This window comes from Streptomyces sp. NPDC052043, assembly GCF_044548235.1.
Lineage (GTDB): Bacteria > Actinomycetota > Actinomycetes > Streptomycetales > Streptomycetaceae > Streptomyces.
In genome coordinates this window covers 105737-121816 of the sequence record NZ_JBIUBT010000020.1, presented here as the reverse complement: position 1 = coordinate 121816, position 16080 = coordinate 105737, and the positions used below count along the sequence as shown (strand labels likewise).

13 protein-coding genes and 3 pseudogenes are annotated in these 16080 nt (G+C 69.0%); 12 read left to right on the top strand and 4 right to left on the bottom strand.

Annotated features, from left to right (window positions below; all coding sequences use genetic code 11):
* Positions 1–443 precede the first annotated feature (443 nt).
* Positions 444–875, bottom strand: a pseudogene (locus tag ACIHCX_RS35465) (transposase); the annotation flags it as partial.
* Between the two features lie 360 nt (positions 876–1235).
* Here ACIHCX_RS35465 and ACIHCX_RS35460 point away from each other — a divergent pair.
* Both ACIHCX_RS35460 and ACIHCX_RS35455 read left to right on the top strand, forming a co-directional pair.
* Positions 1236–1412: pseudogene (locus tag ACIHCX_RS35460) on the top strand (IS5/IS1182 family transposase); the annotation flags it as partial.
* Positions 1413–1485: 73 nt separating this feature from the next.
* Positions 1486–2232, top strand: a complete 747-nt coding sequence (locus tag ACIHCX_RS35455) for a hypothetical protein (RefSeq protein ID WP_400036985.1) — start codon at positions 1486–1488, stop codon at positions 2230–2232.
* A 38-nt stretch (positions 2233–2270) separates the two neighbouring features.
* On the opposite strand, the gene ACIHCX_RS35450 is transcribed toward ACIHCX_RS35455, so the two are convergent.
* Together ACIHCX_RS35450 and ACIHCX_RS35445 are read right to left on the bottom strand one after the other, a co-directional pair.
* Entirely contained in the window at positions 2271–3098 is an 828-nt protein-coding gene (locus ACIHCX_RS35450; protein ID WP_400036983.1) for a transposase family protein, read from the bottom strand.
* 471 nt (positions 3099–3569) lie between these two features.
* Positions 3570–4769, bottom strand: coding sequence for a hypothetical protein (locus tag ACIHCX_RS35445; protein ID WP_400036981.1), 1200 nt, complete (start codon positions 4767–4769; stop codon positions 3570–3572).
* 1020 nt (positions 4770–5789) lie between these two features.
* Between ACIHCX_RS35445 and ACIHCX_RS35440 the strand changes: the two are divergent.
* From ACIHCX_RS35440 to ACIHCX_RS35415, 6 genes and pseudogenes are all read left to right on the top strand, one after another.
* Positions 5790–6146, top strand: a pseudogene (locus ACIHCX_RS35440) (conjugal transfer protein); the annotation flags it as partial.
* Between the two features lie 165 nt (positions 6147–6311).
* Complete coding sequence (locus ACIHCX_RS35435; RefSeq protein WP_400036979.1) at positions 6312–7190, top strand: SIS domain-containing protein; 879 nt, start codon at positions 6312–6314, stop codon at positions 7188–7190.
* Positions 7187–7498: a hypothetical protein gene (locus tag ACIHCX_RS35430; RefSeq protein ID WP_400036977.1), complete on the top strand. Its 312-nt coding sequence runs from the start codon at positions 7187–7189 to the stop codon at positions 7496–7498. Before ACIHCX_RS35435 ends, ACIHCX_RS35430 begins: the two co-directional genes overlap by 4 nt.
* Complete coding sequence (locus ACIHCX_RS35425) at positions 7495–8457, top strand: 1-phosphofructokinase family hexose kinase (RefSeq protein WP_400036975.1); 963 nt, start codon at positions 7495–7497, stop codon at positions 8455–8457. The genes ACIHCX_RS35430 and ACIHCX_RS35425 overlap by 4 nt, the downstream gene beginning before the upstream one ends.
* The gene (locus tag ACIHCX_RS35420) at positions 8448–9287 is read left to right on the top strand and encodes a ketose-bisphosphate aldolase (RefSeq protein ID WP_400036973.1); all 840 of its coding nucleotides are present in this window, start codon (positions 8448–8450) and stop codon (positions 9285–9287) included. Before ACIHCX_RS35425 ends, ACIHCX_RS35420 begins: the two co-directional genes overlap by 10 nt.
* A gap of 456 nt (positions 9288–9743) precedes the next feature.
* Positions 9744–10460, top strand: coding sequence for an ROK family protein (locus ACIHCX_RS35415; RefSeq protein ID WP_400036971.1), 717 nt, complete (start codon positions 9744–9746; stop codon positions 10458–10460).
* Here ACIHCX_RS35415 and ACIHCX_RS35410 read toward each other — a convergent pair.
* Positions 10379–10597 carry an SUMF1/EgtB/PvdO family nonheme iron enzyme gene (locus ACIHCX_RS35410; protein ID WP_400036969.1) on the bottom strand — a complete coding sequence of 73 codons (219 nt, stop codon included), beginning with the start codon at positions 10595–10597 and terminating at the stop codon, positions 10379–10381. The genes ACIHCX_RS35415 and ACIHCX_RS35410 overlap by 82 nt on opposite strands.
* Positions 10598–11406: 809 nt before the next feature.
* Here ACIHCX_RS35410 and ACIHCX_RS35405 point away from each other — a divergent pair.
* The 4 genes from ACIHCX_RS35405 to ACIHCX_RS35390 all read left to right on the top strand — a co-directional run bounded on the left by ACIHCX_RS35405 (position 11407) and on the right by ACIHCX_RS35390 (position 16076).
* Complete coding sequence (locus ACIHCX_RS35405; protein WP_400036967.1) at positions 11407–11739, top strand: hypothetical protein; 333 nt, start codon at positions 11407–11409, stop codon at positions 11737–11739.
* A 655-nt stretch (positions 11740–12394) separates the two neighbouring features.
* Positions 12395–13417 (top strand): ABC transporter permease, encoded by a 1023-nt coding sequence (locus ACIHCX_RS35400; protein WP_400036965.1) that lies wholly within the window; start codon positions 12395–12397, stop codon positions 13415–13417.
* Between the two features lie 11 nt (positions 13418–13428).
* Complete coding sequence (locus ACIHCX_RS35395; protein WP_400036963.1) at positions 13429–14364, top strand: carbohydrate ABC transporter permease; 936 nt, start codon at positions 13429–13431, stop codon at positions 14362–14364.
* 59 nt (positions 14365–14423) lie between these two features.
* Complete coding sequence (locus ACIHCX_RS35390) at positions 14424–16076, top strand: hypothetical protein (RefSeq protein WP_400036961.1); 1653 nt, start codon at positions 14424–14426, stop codon at positions 16074–16076.
* The last annotated feature ends 4 nt before the right edge of the window (positions 16077–16080 follow it).

Sequence of the window (16080 nt, the reverse complement as noted above, 5' to 3'; positions counted from 1 at the left end):
GCCGGAGTCGCGGAACGCGTCGACCGCTGGGCGGAGGCAACGCAGGCCTGCCACACCTCGACGACCTCGTACAGCCGCCCGGCGGTCGGATGCCACGGATGCCAGCCAGTCGACCGCCGACTTCGCCTCCGTCATGAGAACCTCCCTCTGCGTCGTGGGCGCACGGTGCGCCCACGAGGGAGAGGGAGGTCCCCGGTCAGGCATTACGCGGGTAGCGATGCCTCGTTGGGGTGAAGCAGGTCACGTTGTCGCCGCTCAGCTGAAGCGAAGCCCAAGACCAGCCGGTCCATGGTGCGCAGCCACAGGGTGCGCCGGCCGGCGTGCGCGGCCGCCCGATGACCGTTGACAACGCCGTGATCCCTTCTCGAAGCCCCCGCGAAGTAGCCCAACCTCAACAAGATCAAGCTCAGCGGCACTTTCTGCACCGCAACTACTCACACCCGGACCTCACCGGTCGTCAGGCCCTTCGCGGACAAGGAGATAACCATCTCGTCTACACCGGTCAGCCGCTTCTGCCGCTTCTTGACGATCTTCGGCTCGAACGATCCGTCGCGGTCGCGGGGCACGGATATCTCCACCGTCCCGACGTCCGTCAGCACGGTCTTCGCGTGGGTGCCGTTACGGGGGTTGCCGCTGTTCTTCCCGGCCGAATCGTGCTTGTCATAGCCGAGGTGGTCGGTGATCTCGCCCTCCAGGGCGGACTCCAGCAGCCGCTTCGTCAGCTGCTGAAGCAGCCCGCCCTCGCCGGTCGGCTGCAGGCCCTCGGCCTGGGCCCGGGACACCAACTCGTCGATCAGCCGATCGTCCACCGCCTTCGACGACTGCGGTTCAGACGGCTCGACGGTCTCGGCCTCGGTCACGTTCTCACTGGTCATCGGTGCATCTTCCCTGATCGGGAGTTACACCGAACGTTTTACAGTCCCCATCCCCACCTCGAGTGCCTGGGCAGCGGCCATAGGCAGGTCTTCCGGACACACCTGATCTGCCTGATAAGGCCACGCTGCCTTCTCAAGGGGCAGGTGAACGCCGCGTACAGGGCTGTCAGGTTCGGACGTGTCTCCTGTCGCTGCCATGGTTCATACGATGCCGGCACTGAGCCTTTCCCGGTAACCGGTCGTCGCTCGCTGTGATCGCTGGGCTGCTGCGCCCCTGTTGCCTCCAAGTCCGGGCAGCCGTAAGGCCCCTGGTAGGAACGATCTTGCGACAGAAAGATCCGACCGAGGGGCCTCACGTGCCGGGAGCACGACACCACGTGCGCCCGCCGGCACGGCCTGATCGACGCGCTCAACCGTGTCGCAGCAGAGGTGGGCGTGCCGACCCTGGTCGATCTCGGGTACGAAAACGCCGGAGACGGCTTCCGCCTCCCGGTCGAGAAGCCCGCAGGGGGCACGCTGACCGAGGCCCAGCAGACCCGGCTCCACGGGGGTGGGGTCAGTGCTGCGATCATCATGACGGCGGTGGAGGGCGAGGCCGAGGGGGAGCAGGATGATTTCCGAGCCGGAGATGGCGGGCGAGTTCGGTGCGGTGGAAACTCGCGAGGTGATGGGCGGCTTCGACCGGGAACTCGTCGGGGAACGTCGGCCGCGAAGGCCGTGGCTCTGGGCGCTGGGAGGGGTGGTCATGGCGTCGGCCCTCTGGGCGGCGGCGCTGTTCCTGTATGGACTCGGTGATCGGAAGCCGGACATGCGCGGGTACCAGCTGGACCACGACCCCTGCCCATCCATCCAGCTGAAGGCGATCGGCGCGGCGATCACGCCGAGAGAGTCCACCACCATGATCGATGCAGGGCTGTTGAACCATGCCGCCCTCGACCAGATCCAGTGCTTCATTCCTCTCCGGTCTCGGGCCAGGGCGGAGCAGCCCGGGCACGGCTGGTCCGTCGACTACGCCGTCGGAATCACGGTGGCACTGCACAAGAGGACCGACCCCGGCGTCGAATTCGAGGCGCGGCGACGGGTGACTGATCTTGGCGTCGTTCCTGAAGGGAAGGTGGAGATGGTTCCGAACCTTGGCGACAAGGCGTATCTGCTGAACCGGGATGACGGCAATTCGGAGTTGCGGGTGCTGGAGGGCGGGGCGGTCCTCTCGCTGAGCCTTTCCGTCTTCACGCATTACCAGGGCGCCGACGACGATGAGGTGCCCGATGGCGGGCCGGACATCCCCGCCCTGTCCGCGTATCAGTCGGCCATGATCAGCGACATGCGTGACGTGATGTCAAGCCTCAAGCAATGAGTCTTTCCCGGTAGTCGATCACGATGTTGCGTGATCGTTCAGATGGTTCGGTCGTACTCGAGCTGAAGCAGTACGAGGGCCGCGGCGGCGATCTGGGTGATCCGGTCGGGATCGAGGCTGACCCGCCGCAGGGCCTTGAAGGTGGTCTTGAGCAGGGAGTTGGCTCGTTCGCACACGCCGTGGATGCCTCGGATGACCTTGTCGTAGGTCTGCTGGGCCTCGGTCAGCTTGCCCCCTGCGGGCTTGTTGACCGGGGGGCGGAAGCCGTCTCCGGCGTTTTCGTACCCGAGATCGACCAGGGTCGGCACGCCCACCTCTGCTGCGACACGGTTGAGCGCGTCGATCAGGCCGTGCCGGCGGGCGCACGTGGTGTCGTGCTCACGGCCTGGGCGGACCGGTGAGACCCAGATCGGCCAACCGTCCGGCGTGGAGATGACCTGCACGTTCCCGCCGTGATGCCGGTGCTTGCCCGACCACCACAGGTCCGCGCCGTTGGGGCCGGGGGCCGCGACCCGGTCGGTGCTGACCACGGTGCCGTCCAGGTTGAGGTGGGTCAGGCCGGCCGCCTTGGCCCGCTCCAGCGTGGTGGCCAGGTCCGGCGCTCCGGCGGCCAGGACCGTCAGCCCCTCGTGCAGGTAGCGGTAGGCCGTGGGCGTCGACAGGGCGTTGTCGCCGGCAAGTTGGGCCAGGCGGGTGCCGTCGATGAACCAGCGCAGGATGAGCACGGCCTGCCGGAAGCAGCCCAGCGCGCGTCGCCCCCTCCGGGTGCCGATCACCGCACGGTGGTCACGCAGCAGCCGGGCCAGGTGCTCGGCGGTGGACCGGCGGACGTCAAGCACGGCGGTGTAGGTGACACTGGTCGGCACGTGAGGCCCCTCGGTCGGATCTTTCTGTCGCAAGATCGTTCCTACCAGGGGCCTTACGGCTGCACGGACTTGGAGGTAACAGGAGCGCAGCAGCCCCGCGAGCGACGACCGGTTACCGGGAAAGGCTCACTGCTCGCGAGAGTGCCCGGGAATTTAGACCGGCCCGGCAGGCTGCCCCGTGGACTGCCACGTGGCTCCCGCCGTCTGCCCCGGTAATCTTCCGCAAACGCTCCCCAAGATCTGTGCCGGAGCCCCAAACTCACCGACAAATGCTGTCGCTGGGGGTGAACGAAGCCAGGCCGGAGTTGTGGGGACGGCGACCGTCGAACACGGTGTCCGACCGTGCAGCACGGCTGCGAGTCGGACACGCGTTGGCGGTCACCGAGACCGCACTCGCCTTCATCCAGGACGGCCGTCTGGATGAGGTCCTGCGGAAGTCCGCCCAGACTTCGTACGCTGCGCAGCCGAACATCACGTGGCGCCCTCGGGGTTGGCGGGAACCAGCAGGCCCTCGCCGGGCCACAGTGCGCACCCGGCTTCCGCCCAGGCCAGCTGTCTGCCGACCTCGACCAGGACCTCGATACGTTCGGCGGGCCCGTACGCCTGATGCCGCCCGACCGCCGGGTCGTAGACGAGTACCTCGCTGTGCGGGCCGGAGCACACCAGGGCACGGGCGATGTCCGGCAGGCTCAGGCTGAGGGCGTCGCATTGGCGGTCCTGGATGAGCTGGAGCAGATCCGCGGTGACTGCTTCCCAGTCGCCGACCTCGGGCCAGCGCGCACCGCCGTCCAGTTCGTGGGTGAGCGTGGCAAGCGGCACGATCTCGCCGGGCCGACGGCCGCGGGTGAGGTGGTCGTAGATGCGGGTGCCGTCGGGCTGGCGGACACGGGGGTGCAGCAGGGAGGCTGCGGCTACGAGCGAGGTGTTGATCTCCTGGGCGGCGGCCGGATAGTAGGCCTCGTGCGCGAAGAGCAGGTATACCTCGCCGGTGGGCTGTTCGGAACCGTCCTGGGGCATGTGCGTCTCCTCCTTAGTGGGCTGGACGGGGGTCGTGTGCTCGGCTGAGGGCTGGGGCCGCCGACGGGGCCCGGGCGGATAGGGACCCAGCGGCGGCTGCCCGCCGAACCGGTCGTGCCGGGCAGCCGCCGCGTCGCCGTCCGTGGGCGTGACGATCTGGCGGGTCTGAACAGCGAGTCGCAGCATCAGCCGCTCCCTGGCGATGAGCTCGCTGGAGGCCGAGCGGCTGTCGTGACGCTGGAGCAGGTCTGCTGTGTCGAACAGCTGGTGGTGGCCGATCTCGACGGCGCGCCTCACCTCGTAGAGGTCGCTTGCGGCGGCCGCCTGGACGAGGCCGGCGTGCAGAGCGGCGAGACGCTGCAGGTAGCGGCAGGCAGCCTCGACCTCGACAATCCGGGCGTTCTCGCCGGCGCGGGTATCAAGCCGGTCAGGCAGGTGCTCCACGAGCAGCGGGGCTAGAGCGGCCGCCGGCAGAACGATGCTGAGGGGGACGCCGTGCATGAGTGCGAGCGTGGCCGCCGCCAGGATGAGGGCCGTGACGACGGTCGTGGCCGGTCGTACGGTGACGGGACCGAGGCGGATCCGGTGTGCCGGACGCCTGGCCAGCCAGCGCAGGCTGAGGCGCTGGGACCGGGTCGCGATCGGGGTGAACACGGCAACCCGGTACGGCTGTTCGGGCAGGCTGCCATCGGCCGGGACCGTCCAATCGATCCACCCCCATCCCATCCGTTCACGGATCAGGACAGGCTCGCATCCGGCCGCGCAACCGGAACCGCAGCAGACATGCCCGCCACGCACGGCGCGGGACCGCTTCCTCTCCCACCGCTGCGGCTGCTGCCCAAAGGGGGCTCGACTGCTGAGCGATCCCTGCCGTCGGTGGTGCGTAGGTGGTCATGGGGTGCTTCACGGAACAGGCTGTTGGCGATCTGGGTGAACTGGTCCCCCGCCATCACCCCACGACGGATCCCCGCCCCGAAGCGGCTCAAAGTGCTTCCCTGCGCGCCATGTGCGTGCGGCCGCCGATGCCCTGGACCGGGCGTGCGGGAGCGAGGTCGCCGGGGCCGTCAAGTGAGGTGACGTGCGCGAGGTCCATAACGGTCAGCTGACCCGGCGCCCCCGACCAGGCTGACGGCCACAGCCCCCGACCACCGGTCACGATCCGGCAACCCGCGCACCGGGCTGGCCTGGTCGGGCTCATGGTCGGGCCGACCACGGGTCTTCTCCAGTGCTCGGGAAGGTTGCGCAGCAACGGCGACGCTCATCGCGCAGACGGCTGCGCAAGTGACTCCGGGTCCCGCGCATTCGGCATGTGCAGCCGACTGCGCACAACGGGCAGGCGCCGTCGATGTTGGTCTGCGCACTCGGCAGCGTCGTGCGCAACCGGGCTTCCACGGCCTCCTTCCTAGAGCGGTGCGCCCCCGATGCGTCGGCTTCTGCCTCGGTATCCCCTGGGCTCGCTGGGCCAGTTCCCCGCCCCCTCACCATCACCGCGGTGATCGGTTCGGGGGTGCCCGGGGCCGTGGTCGGGGCTGTGGTCGGGCCGACCATGGGCCCGACCACGGGCTTTGTGTCCCCTTCGTGACCGTGGTCGGGGGCTCATGGTCGGTGGTCGGGTCGGGGTCGGCGGGTTTCCTCAAGGCCAGTAAGTACACGTTCTGACCTGGGAGTTTGACCATGTCCCCTGGCAAGCAGGCCTCGGAGAGCGATGCTGCTCCCCCGATGACCGCAGGCGTCGAACTGGAGAAGATGAGGCGGCGCGTCCGCCTGTCGCGCCTGGCCCTGTTCACCGCGATCGCGGCCGGTCCCGTCGCCCTGGGTGTCGCAGTGCTGTCCGGCCCGGCCACCGTCGCGGCCGCCCCCTCGGACAAGCCGGCCGCTGTGCGCACCGCGGCCGCTGCGGCCGACCCGGCGGGCTATGCGCAGGTGTTCGTCGACGCGTGGTTGCGCAGCAGCGCCGACGACGCGAACAGTGCGCAGGCGCGGCTTGCGCAGTCCCTCGCGCCGGACGTCGAGTTGCCGGACCCGGTCGCCACGCCCACCGACTGCCGGCCCACCGCCCAATCACACCCCCGACTTACGCCGAACGCGATCGCCGACGCCGTCTGGGCAATGCCCGAGCAGCATTATTGATCGAAGTTGCTCGGTTAGGCTATAAATCAATCATCTTTGAGCAAGACCTCGTGGAAGGATCCGCCCGTGACCTTTGTCGCTGAGGAGATCGCCAGCCAGCCACAGTGCTGGCGACAGGCGATGACGCTTTCCCCGGCAGGGCTGCCGGAGGCCGGGGAACGCGTGGCCGTCGTCGGTTGCGGAACCTCGCTCTATGTCGCGCAGGCCTACGCGGCGCTGCGCGAGGCGGCCGGGATCGGTGAGACGGACGCGTTCGCCGCCTCTGAGTACCCCGCCCGCCGCCGGTACGACCGGCTGGTGGCGATCACCCGGTCCGGTACCACGACCGAGGTGCTGGCTGCGGTCGCTCGCGCCGCCGAGGCGGGTATCCCCACGACGGCGATCACCGGTGACCTGGACACCCCGGTCAAGGCCGCCGCCGGCACCGTCGTGGACCTCTCCTTCGCGGACGAGAGGTCGGTGGTGCAGACCCGCTTCGCCACCACCGCCCTTGTACAGCTCCGCACCCACCTGGGGCTGACTCCGGCGGACCTGCCCGCGCAGGCCGAGCGGGCGCTTGCAGCCGACCTGCCGCACGAGGGCCTCGTAGCGAGTCAGTTCACCTTCCTCGGCTCCAACTGGACCGTCGGACTGGCCAACGAGGCGGCTCTGAAGCTGCGTGAGGCCTCCGGGTCGTGGACCGAGGCCTACCCCGCGATGGAGTACCGGCACGGCCCGATCAGCGTCACCGGGCGGGGCAGCGTCGTCTGGTTCCTCGGCGAGCCGCCGACCGGCCTCCTGGAGCAGGTCAACGCCACCGGCGCGGCCGTCTCCATCAGTCGTCTGGATCCGCTCGCCGACCTGGTGCGGGCGCAGCGGCTGGCGGTGGCGCTGGCTGAGGCCAAGGGCCTCGACCCCGACCAGCCCCGCAACCTCACGCGCTCGATCATCCTGGCCGCCCAGTGAACGCGCGCGAGACCGGAAACGGGGACGAGGCCGTCGTCGCCCTGGATGTGGGCGGCACCCACATCAAGGCCGCGGTGATGGCGGCGGACGGCACGGCGCTGCAGCGGCGGCTTGCCTTCCAGACGACTCCGCAGATCGTCCCGGCGGCCCTCGGCTACCGGGCGGGCAGCCTCGGCGCGGGACTGCTGGCACTGGACGCCCATCATGCGCGTAGGGGCGTGCCGCTCTCGGCGCAGCCACTGGACGCTGCCACCCGTGCCCGTCGCCCTGTGAACGCGGGGACCGGCCAGGGAGGCGAGCGGGTGTGATCCTCACGGTCACCTTGAACGCGGCCCTGGATGTGACCTATCAGGTGGACCAGCTGCAGCGGGGCGGGAGCAACCGGGTCCTGGCGACGGCGGGCCGGGCGGGCGGCAAGGGAATCAACGTGTCCCGGGTGCTGCACGCCCTCGGCCGGCCGACCGTGGTCACTGGTCTGGTCGGCGGCCAGTCGGGCCAAGCCCTGCGGTTTGACCTCGCGGATGCGGCGATCCCTGACGAGCTGGTGCCGATCGCCGGGGAGACCCGCAGGACCGTGGCCGTCGTCGACGTGCAGGAGAGTGACACCACGATCCTGCTGGAACCCGGCCCCGTCGTCACGGCCACTGAGTGGGCCTGCTTCCTGGCGCGGTTCGACGGTCTACTGAGCTCTGCCGACGCGGTCGTGCTCAGCGGCAGTCTGCCCCCGGGGCTGCCGGTCGATACCTACGCCACGCTGCTTCGGACGGCTCGCACGCACGGCGTTCCCGCCGTCCTGGACACCTCGGGGGAGCCGCTGCTGGCTGCGCTGCCCGAGCAGCCCGACCTGATCAAACCCAACGCCGACGAACTGGCCGCCGCCACAGGCGAGTCGGACCCCCTTGCAGCGGCCTGTCGTCTGCGTGGCGCCGGGGCGCAGACGGTCGTCGCCTCCCTGGGCGTCGAGGGGTTGATCGCGCTGACCCCCGAAGGGGCCTGGCGGGCCAAGCCCCCGGCCCCGGTGGTCGGCAACCCGACCGGCGCGGGCGACGCGGCGGTCGCCGCGCTGGCCCTCGCTCTGGCCACAGGTACGCCCTGGCCCGACACGATCCCGGAGGCTGTGGCGCTGTCGGCCGCCGCCGTCGCCGCGCCGCTCGCCGGAAGCTTCGACCCCGCGCTCCACCGGCTGCTGCGCACGCAGGTGGCCGTGGAGGAGCTCACCGCTGCGCACAAGAGTCCGTCCCAAGGAGAGCCCCATCCATGCCCCTGACCGGAACCGGCGCGATCGTCGCCGCCTCCGCTGCCGCTGGACGCGGCGTCGGTGCCTTCAACGTCATCCAGCTTGAACACGCCCAGGCCATCGTCGCGGGCGCGGAAGCCGCAGGCGCCCCGGTGATCCTCCAGATCAGTGAGAACGCCGTCCGCTACCACGGCGCGCTGAAGCCGATCGGACGCGCGGCCCTCGCGGTCGCCGAGGCGTCGGCGGTCCCCGTCGCCGTCCACCTCGACCATGCCACCTCCACCGACCTGGTCCGCGAGGCGGTGGAGCTCGGCTTCGGCTCGGTCATGTTCGACGCCTCGGCACTGGAGTACGCCGCCAATGTCGAAGCAACCGCGGCCGTCGCCGCCGACTGTCACATCGCCGGCTGCTGGGTGGAGGCGGAACTCGGCGAGGTGGGCGGCAAGGACGGCGTACACGCCCCCGGGGCCCGGACCGTCCCGGCCGAGGCCGCCGCGTTCGTCACCGCCACCGGCGTGGATGCGCTCGCGGTCGCCGTCGGCACCTCACACGCCATGCTCACCCGCCACGCGGCGGTGGACTTCGACCTCATCGCCGCGCTGCGCGCCGCCGTGCCCGTCCCGCTCGTCCTGCACGGGTCCTCCGGCGTGGCCGACGAGGACCTGACCGCCGCGGTGGAACGCGGCATGGCCAAAGTCAACATCGCCACGCACCTCAACGGCGTGTTCACCAGCGCGGTACGCGAGGTGCTCGCCGCCGACCCGCGGCTCGTCGACACCCGCCGTTACCTCGGCCCGGCCCGTTCCACCACCGGGGTGGAGGTGGCCCGTCTGTTGAAGGTGCTGAAGGCCGCAGACTGATCCGGCGCTCGGCCCCGCGATGGCAGCCGGATGGTCAGTCGTTTCGTCATCGTGGAATGTAATGGGCTTGCTGTGAGGACCCATGACAGGTGGACCTGGCTGCTGGACCTCCTTGGCGATCGGGGTCGCATCGAGGTCAGCGAGGCGGCACATTCTCGGCGTCTCCCCCGGCCATGGTGCGCCGGGATCTGGAGGAGCTCAGCCCGGCAGCAGCTGCTCATCCGTTCGCACGGCAGGACAAAGCAGGGGCGTCAGCTACGACCCGCCCCTACGCGGTTGGCTCGCCCGGCCGACAAGAAGCAGCGGATCGCCAAGACGGCCGCCGCACTGGTGGCACCGGGTTCCGCGATCGGGCTGACCGGTGGGACGAGGCGTTGTCCGAACAGAGCGTCCGTTCGGTCGGCACCGCGAGCCGGACCTTCCGCCCGGGCCTGAACTGGCAGGATCGCACTGCGATTGCGCTCTACGCGTTCTTGGGCAGGGCATCGGCGGCGGAGTGGTGATAGGGGCCGCCCGTATCGGGGCGCCACCCCTAGCGCGGGCGAGCTCGGACATGTGCCCGTCTCGGGCGGGGGCGCAGGCTGCTACTGCGGCAAGCGAGGTTGCCTGGAGCAGGAGGCCGGGCTACCGGCCCTGGTACGCCGAGCCCGCCTGGGCCGTGACCGGCGGCTCCCGGGTGAGTTGGTCTCCGATCCGGCGCTGGCCCGCGCTGCGGCCGGCGGCCGAGTTGTGCGGGCGTGTGGTGGGCGACGGGCTCGTCGCGCTGGACGTCTCCCACGTGTTCGTGGGCGGCGTTCTGACGCATGTACCCGCGGACAGCTCGGGTTGTTCACCCGGGCTGTCGAGGAACGCTGCTTCCGTCGCTGCGGGGCACGCTGGAGGTCTCGCAGTCGGCGCTACTGGAGGACATGGGAGTCCTCAGCGGGCTGGCTCTGGTGCACCACGAGACGCCGCTGCTGGAGGACTACAGGCGATGCGCGCGCCCAGGCCCGCGGAGCACGCCGAGACCGGGGTCCGGAACACGTGGGTCGTCCTGGAACGACATTGATCCCGCCGAACGGCGAGAAAACCCGCTCGCTTCGAACACCCGCTCAGGCGGAGCAGGCGCAGCGGAAGCCGGTGTGGCCGGCGGAGCTGTCCGGCACGTTGGAGGTGCGGGCGGCGACGCGGTAGCGATTGCAGTAGGAGTGGTGACACATAGGGGAGTCGCCGCCGAGGACGCGGAACTGGCCGGTCGGCGGCCCGGTCGGGTCGATCCGTGTGGCCGTTGTGTCAGGGGCGTGCCAGTCGGGCTGAACCAGTCGGCGCACCACTCCCAGACGTTGCCGGAGGTGTTGTACAGCCGTATCCGATGGACTGGAAGGCGTTCACGGGCGCGGTGCTTAGATGGCCGTCCTCGGCGGTGTTGCCGTGCGGGAACTCGCTGCCAGATGTTGCACCGGTGGCGGCCGCGGGGGGCGAGTTCGTCGCCTCAGGGGAAGCGGCGGAGTTCCAGGCCGCCGCGGGCGGCACACTCCCACTCGGCTTCGGTGGACAGCCTCTTGCCCGCCGGCACCGTTGGCGCGCCGGGTACCGTGCCGGGATGACGTGGCGGTGGGCTCGGGAGTGAGGAACCACGCGATGGCATAGGCCCATTCGAAGCACTCGGCCTCCGTGACATAGTCGGCGGCCTTGGCGAGCGCCGCGAACTTGGCGTTGGAGACGGCGTGAACGTCGGTATGGAAGGGACGCAGCGTCACCTGCCGGACCGGGCCTCGCCGTCGTCGAGGAAGGCGTCCGGGTCGTCCCCGCCCATCCAGGGGGTCCCCTCGGGAATCGTGGCCATGCCCCGCAGGATGTTCCTGCGGTCCCGTCCTGCCGTCACGGGGGCGCGCCCCCGCCTCAAGAACATCGCGCGGCAGGGGGCGAGGTGACCGGTCGCGGCGTTCGGCTCAGGCGCGCCGCGTCGCGGGCCACAGCGTGCGCCGCTCGGCGCCGCCGCACTGCTTGTATCTGCCATCGGCGGCAGGCCGTGGCGCGGTCGGGTGCTGTCCATGACGGTCCTTCCTGCCGTCCGCGCGGGTTGTGCCGCGGACGAGTCGGCCGGCCGGTATTGCACCGGCCCACCAGGGATGCCGGGGTGCCGTTCGCGTGGGTGACCGCGGACGAGGCATACGGGCAGGTCAAGCACACCCGGTTCTGGCTGAAGCAGCGCAAGATCCCGCACGTGATGGCCACCAAGGTCAACGACACAGTGATCACGACGGGTTGGGGCGAAGAACGCGTCGACCGTCTGATCGCCACACTGCCCCGGCAACGCTGGAAGCGGATCTCGGGCGGGCAGGGCGCGCACGGGGAGCGGACCTACGCCTGGGCCCGCATCGCCATCCGGCCCAGATGGGAAGACGGTTTCGGGCACTGGGTGCTGGCCCGCCGCAGCCTGGCCGACCTGCCAGTGCTGGTGGGTGAGTAGCAGGACCACGGTCAGCCATTCGCGCTCCGTCATGAGCGCCTGCATCGTCTTGGGGGTGTGCACTCAACCGGTCCCACACCACGATGGGCGGGGCCTTGAGCAGTTGGTGGGCGCCGTCGAGCAAGCGGATGTAGTCCGTCGCTCAGCGAGCGGCGCTCGCCCTTGCGGCTGGCGTGCCAGCGCAGCCGGTAGCACAGGCAGGCGGGCAGACCCGGCTTGAAGCACAGCAGCCCGGCCACCGACAGGCGACTTCGGCTGCGGCTGCGGCCGGAAACGCGCACTGCCGGGGTGATCCCACGCCGGCCTCAGGTGCGGCCCTTGGGCGGCTGGCCGCCCACGCCTGCGTCGCCCTCGAAGCAACCGATCCGCAGACGGTGGCGCAACCGCTCGCCGTCGTCGGCAACAGGGACGGCCAGCTTCGCTCATGCCAGCGTCGGTGCGCGCGACCGCGGTGACCGTGTTCGTCGTCCGCACGTTCGGTGCGCGAAGTTGCAAGATCTGATTATTTACCAATCAAGTCTTGTCATCAGTTGGCAGGTTGACGCAAGATTCCGATACCTCGCGCGTCGGCCGCAGCCCCCGCGGGGCCCTAGGAATCAACCCTCGCCACTCGACGCAGGAGGTGAATGTGTCGGCCGCTGCGTCCGCATCGCCCATGCCCACATCGCAAAACCCGCCCGACCAACAGCACGAGGCACCCGGGAGGTCGGGCAGGAAGAAGGCGTCCAGCACGAAGGGGGCACCGGGCGGGAAGAGGCGAGAGTCCACCGGCCGACGGACCCTGCGGGAGCGCCTGAGGCAGGACCGGACACTGCTCCTGCTGTGCGTGCCGGGCATCCTCTACTTCGCGGTCTTCTTCTATCTGCCGCTCGCAGGCAACAGCATCGCCTTTCAGGACTACCAGCCCTACCTCGGCTTCAGGGGAAGCCCGTTCACCGGCTGGGACAACTTCAGAGCCCTGCTCGAGCAACCGGAGTTCTGGACGGCCGTATGGAACACGCTGGAGATCAGCGCCGTCCAGCTCCTCCTCTACTTCCCCGCTCCGATCGCCCTCGCGCTCTTCCTCAACTCGCTGATCAGTACCAAGACCCGCCGGCTCATGCAGACCGTGGTCTACCTGCCCCACTTCCTGTCGTGGGTCGTGGTCGTCGGCATGTTCCAACAGGTCTTCGGCGGCGCTGGCACGGTCACCAGCTACCTGAACGACCACGGCGTACACGTCGGCAACATCATGAACAACCCCGACACGTTCATCTACCTGGTCACCTCCCAGAACGTCTGGAAGGACGCCGGCTGGGGCGCCATCATCTTCCTCGCTGCGATGTCCTCCATTGACGCCTCGCTCTACGAGTCGGCGGCGATGGACGGGGCGGGCTGGCTGCGCCGCATGTGGCACATCACGCTGCCCGGCATCAGGCCCGTGATGATCATGCTGCTCATCCTGCGCCTCGGCGACGTCCTGTCGGTCGGCTTCGAGCAGATCCTCCTCCAGCGCGACAACGTCGGCAGGGATGCCTCCGAGGTCCTCGACACCTACGTCTACTTCCATGGGGTCGTTGACGGCGACTGGGGCATGTCCACCGCCGCCGGTCTGATGAAGGGCGTCATCGGTTTCGTCATGATCGTCCTCGCCAACAAGGTCGCGCACCGTCTCGGTGAGCAGGGGGTCTACCAGTGAGCACCACGCCCATGTCCACCACACTGCCCGGCAGCCGCGGCGGAATCAGTAAGCGCCGCCGCTCCGCCGAGCGCCCGGCCTGGATGGAACAGCCCAACCCGGCGGCGCAGACGCTGAAGTTCCTCGTCATCATCGCGATGATCGTGGCGGTCGGTTACCCGTTCCTGCTCGCCATCGGCACCAGCCTCTCCTCCAAGGCCGAACTCGCCGCGAACGGCGGCTACGTCCTCTTCCCCTCCCATCCCACGCTCGAGGCGTACCGGGTGGTCCTGTCCGGCGGAGTCATCACCCGCGCCGCCCTTGTGAGCGTCGGCGTCACCGTCATCGGCACCGCGCTGAGCCTGCTGTGCACGATCGCGCTCGCGTACGGCCTCTCGCGGCCTCGGACCTTCGCGGGAAAGCCGCTGCTCCTAATCGTTGTTGGCACGTTCCTCTTCACTCCGGGCATCATCCCGAACTACCTGGTGGTGCAGGAGTTGGGGCTGCTCGACACCTACGGGGCGATGATCGCGCCGATCCTGCTCAACGCCTTCAACATCATCGTGGTCCGGGCCTTCTTCCAGGGCATCCCTGACGAGCTGCACGAGGCGGCCCGCCTCGACGGTGCCGGTGAACTCACGATCCTGTGCCGGATCGTGCTACCCCTGTCCAAGGCCGTCATCGCCGTGGTCGGCATGTTCTACGCGGTGACGTACTGGAACAGCTTCTTCAACGCGATGCTCTACATCAACGACCCGGACAAGCTGCCCCTCCAGGTGGTTCTGCGCAGTTACGTCCTCCAGGGCGACACCTTCAACGCGAAGGCGCTCGGCGTGAGTGTGCTGCCCGCCAGCACCGCCCTGTCGATGGCCGTGCTCATCCTCGCGGTCCTGCCGATCATCGCGGTCTACCCCTTCCTCCAGAAGTATTTCGTCAAGGGCGTTCTCACCGGCGCCATCAAGGCCTGAGCGATCCCTCCCTCAGCAGCCACCACCCCGTCAGCCACTCCTCGCACCCTAGGAGAGCCATGTCCTCGAAAGACCTCAACCGCCGCGGATTCCTCGGTGCCGCGGCCATCGCCGGCCTCACCATCGCCGGTGCCGGCTCGCTCACCGCCTGTGGATCAGGCTCGGCATCGGGCGGTGGCGGCGCCAAGGCGTCCGCCAAGCTGAAGCTGCCGACGTACGTCCCCGCGAACGTCCCGGCCCCCGATCTGCCGGGGAACGCGATGGGTCTCGACCCGGCCTACCTGCGCTACCCCAAGTCCGTGACGCGCAGCGTCAGCGAAATGCCGGGCGACGGAAAGCCGGTCACCGTCCTGACCGAGACCTTCACCACCGCGGCCCCTGCGGCCAACCGCAACGAGTACTGGCAGGAACTCAACAAGCGCCTGGGCTCCGACCTGAAGATGACGATCGTCAATGGCCTCGGTTCCGACGACGTCTACCGTGCGAAGTTCAACGCCACCATCGCCGGCGGCGACATGCCCGACCTCATGTGGTTCCCGCCGAACCAAGGCCTCAAGAACGTCCCCGCGCTTCTTGAGGCGAAGTTCCACGACCTCACCTCGCACCTCTCGGGCGACGCGGTGAAGAAGTACCCGAACCTGGCCAACATCCCTCAGTTCGCATGGAAGACGGCTGTGTTCAACGGCAAGATCTGGGGCATCGCCGTCCCGTACGGCCGCATGGGACAGGTCTACGTCGCGAACGAGGACTTCTGGAAGCCGGTCGGCGGCGTGCAGTTCGACAGCGCTCAGGACTTCTTCGACAAGGCGAAGGAGCTCCTCGACGTCAAGCGCAAGAAGTACGTCCTCGAGCCGGCGTATGTGAACCACATCCTGCAGTTCGCCTACTGGCACGGCGCGCCCAACGGCTGGCGCATGGACGGAGGTAAGCTCACCCACTACTTCGAGACCGACGAGTTCCACGCCGGTCTCGAGTTCGCCCTCAAGTGCCAGAAGGCACAGCTGTTCTGGCCAGACCCCAACCTGCCGACCACTCTGGAGAAGCTGGAGGGCGGGTTCCTCGGCCTGCACGTCCAGTCCTTCCCGGGCTTCCTCAGCGACTGCAACCAGTACGACTGGCCGGAGAAGGTCGTCGTCCCCTTCGCCGCGGAGAAGGGCATGACGCCCACCTGGGGATTCGGCTACGGCTCCGTGGGCTTCACCGCCATCAGCAAGAGCGTGAGCAAGGAACGGATCGAGACCCTGCTCCAGGTCATGAACTACCTCAGCGCCCCCTTCGGCACCGAAGAGCGACTCTTCCTGGACAACGGCATCGAAGGCACGCATCACACCCGATCCAAGGACGGTGACGTGCTGCTGAACAAGAAGGGCAACGCCGAGGTCATCACCACCCGACTGGCCGTCAGCTACTTCGCCAACGCCCCGGAGACCCTGTATCTCCCCGGCAAATCCGAGGTCACCCGCGGCATCCACGATGCGCAGGTGCAGCTGATGAAGCTGGCCAAGGTCAACCCGACCTCGGGCTTCTTCTCGGACACCTACGCCAACAAGGGCGCATCCTCGACCGACACCGTTTACCAGGCCGTCAAGGACATCGTGGCGGGCCGCACGCCGCTCTCCTCTTTCAAGAAGGACATCCTGCCCACCTGGCAGCGCGAGGCCGGCAACGCGATGCGTCACGAGTTCGAGAAGGCCATCGCCGACAGCAAGTAACCCG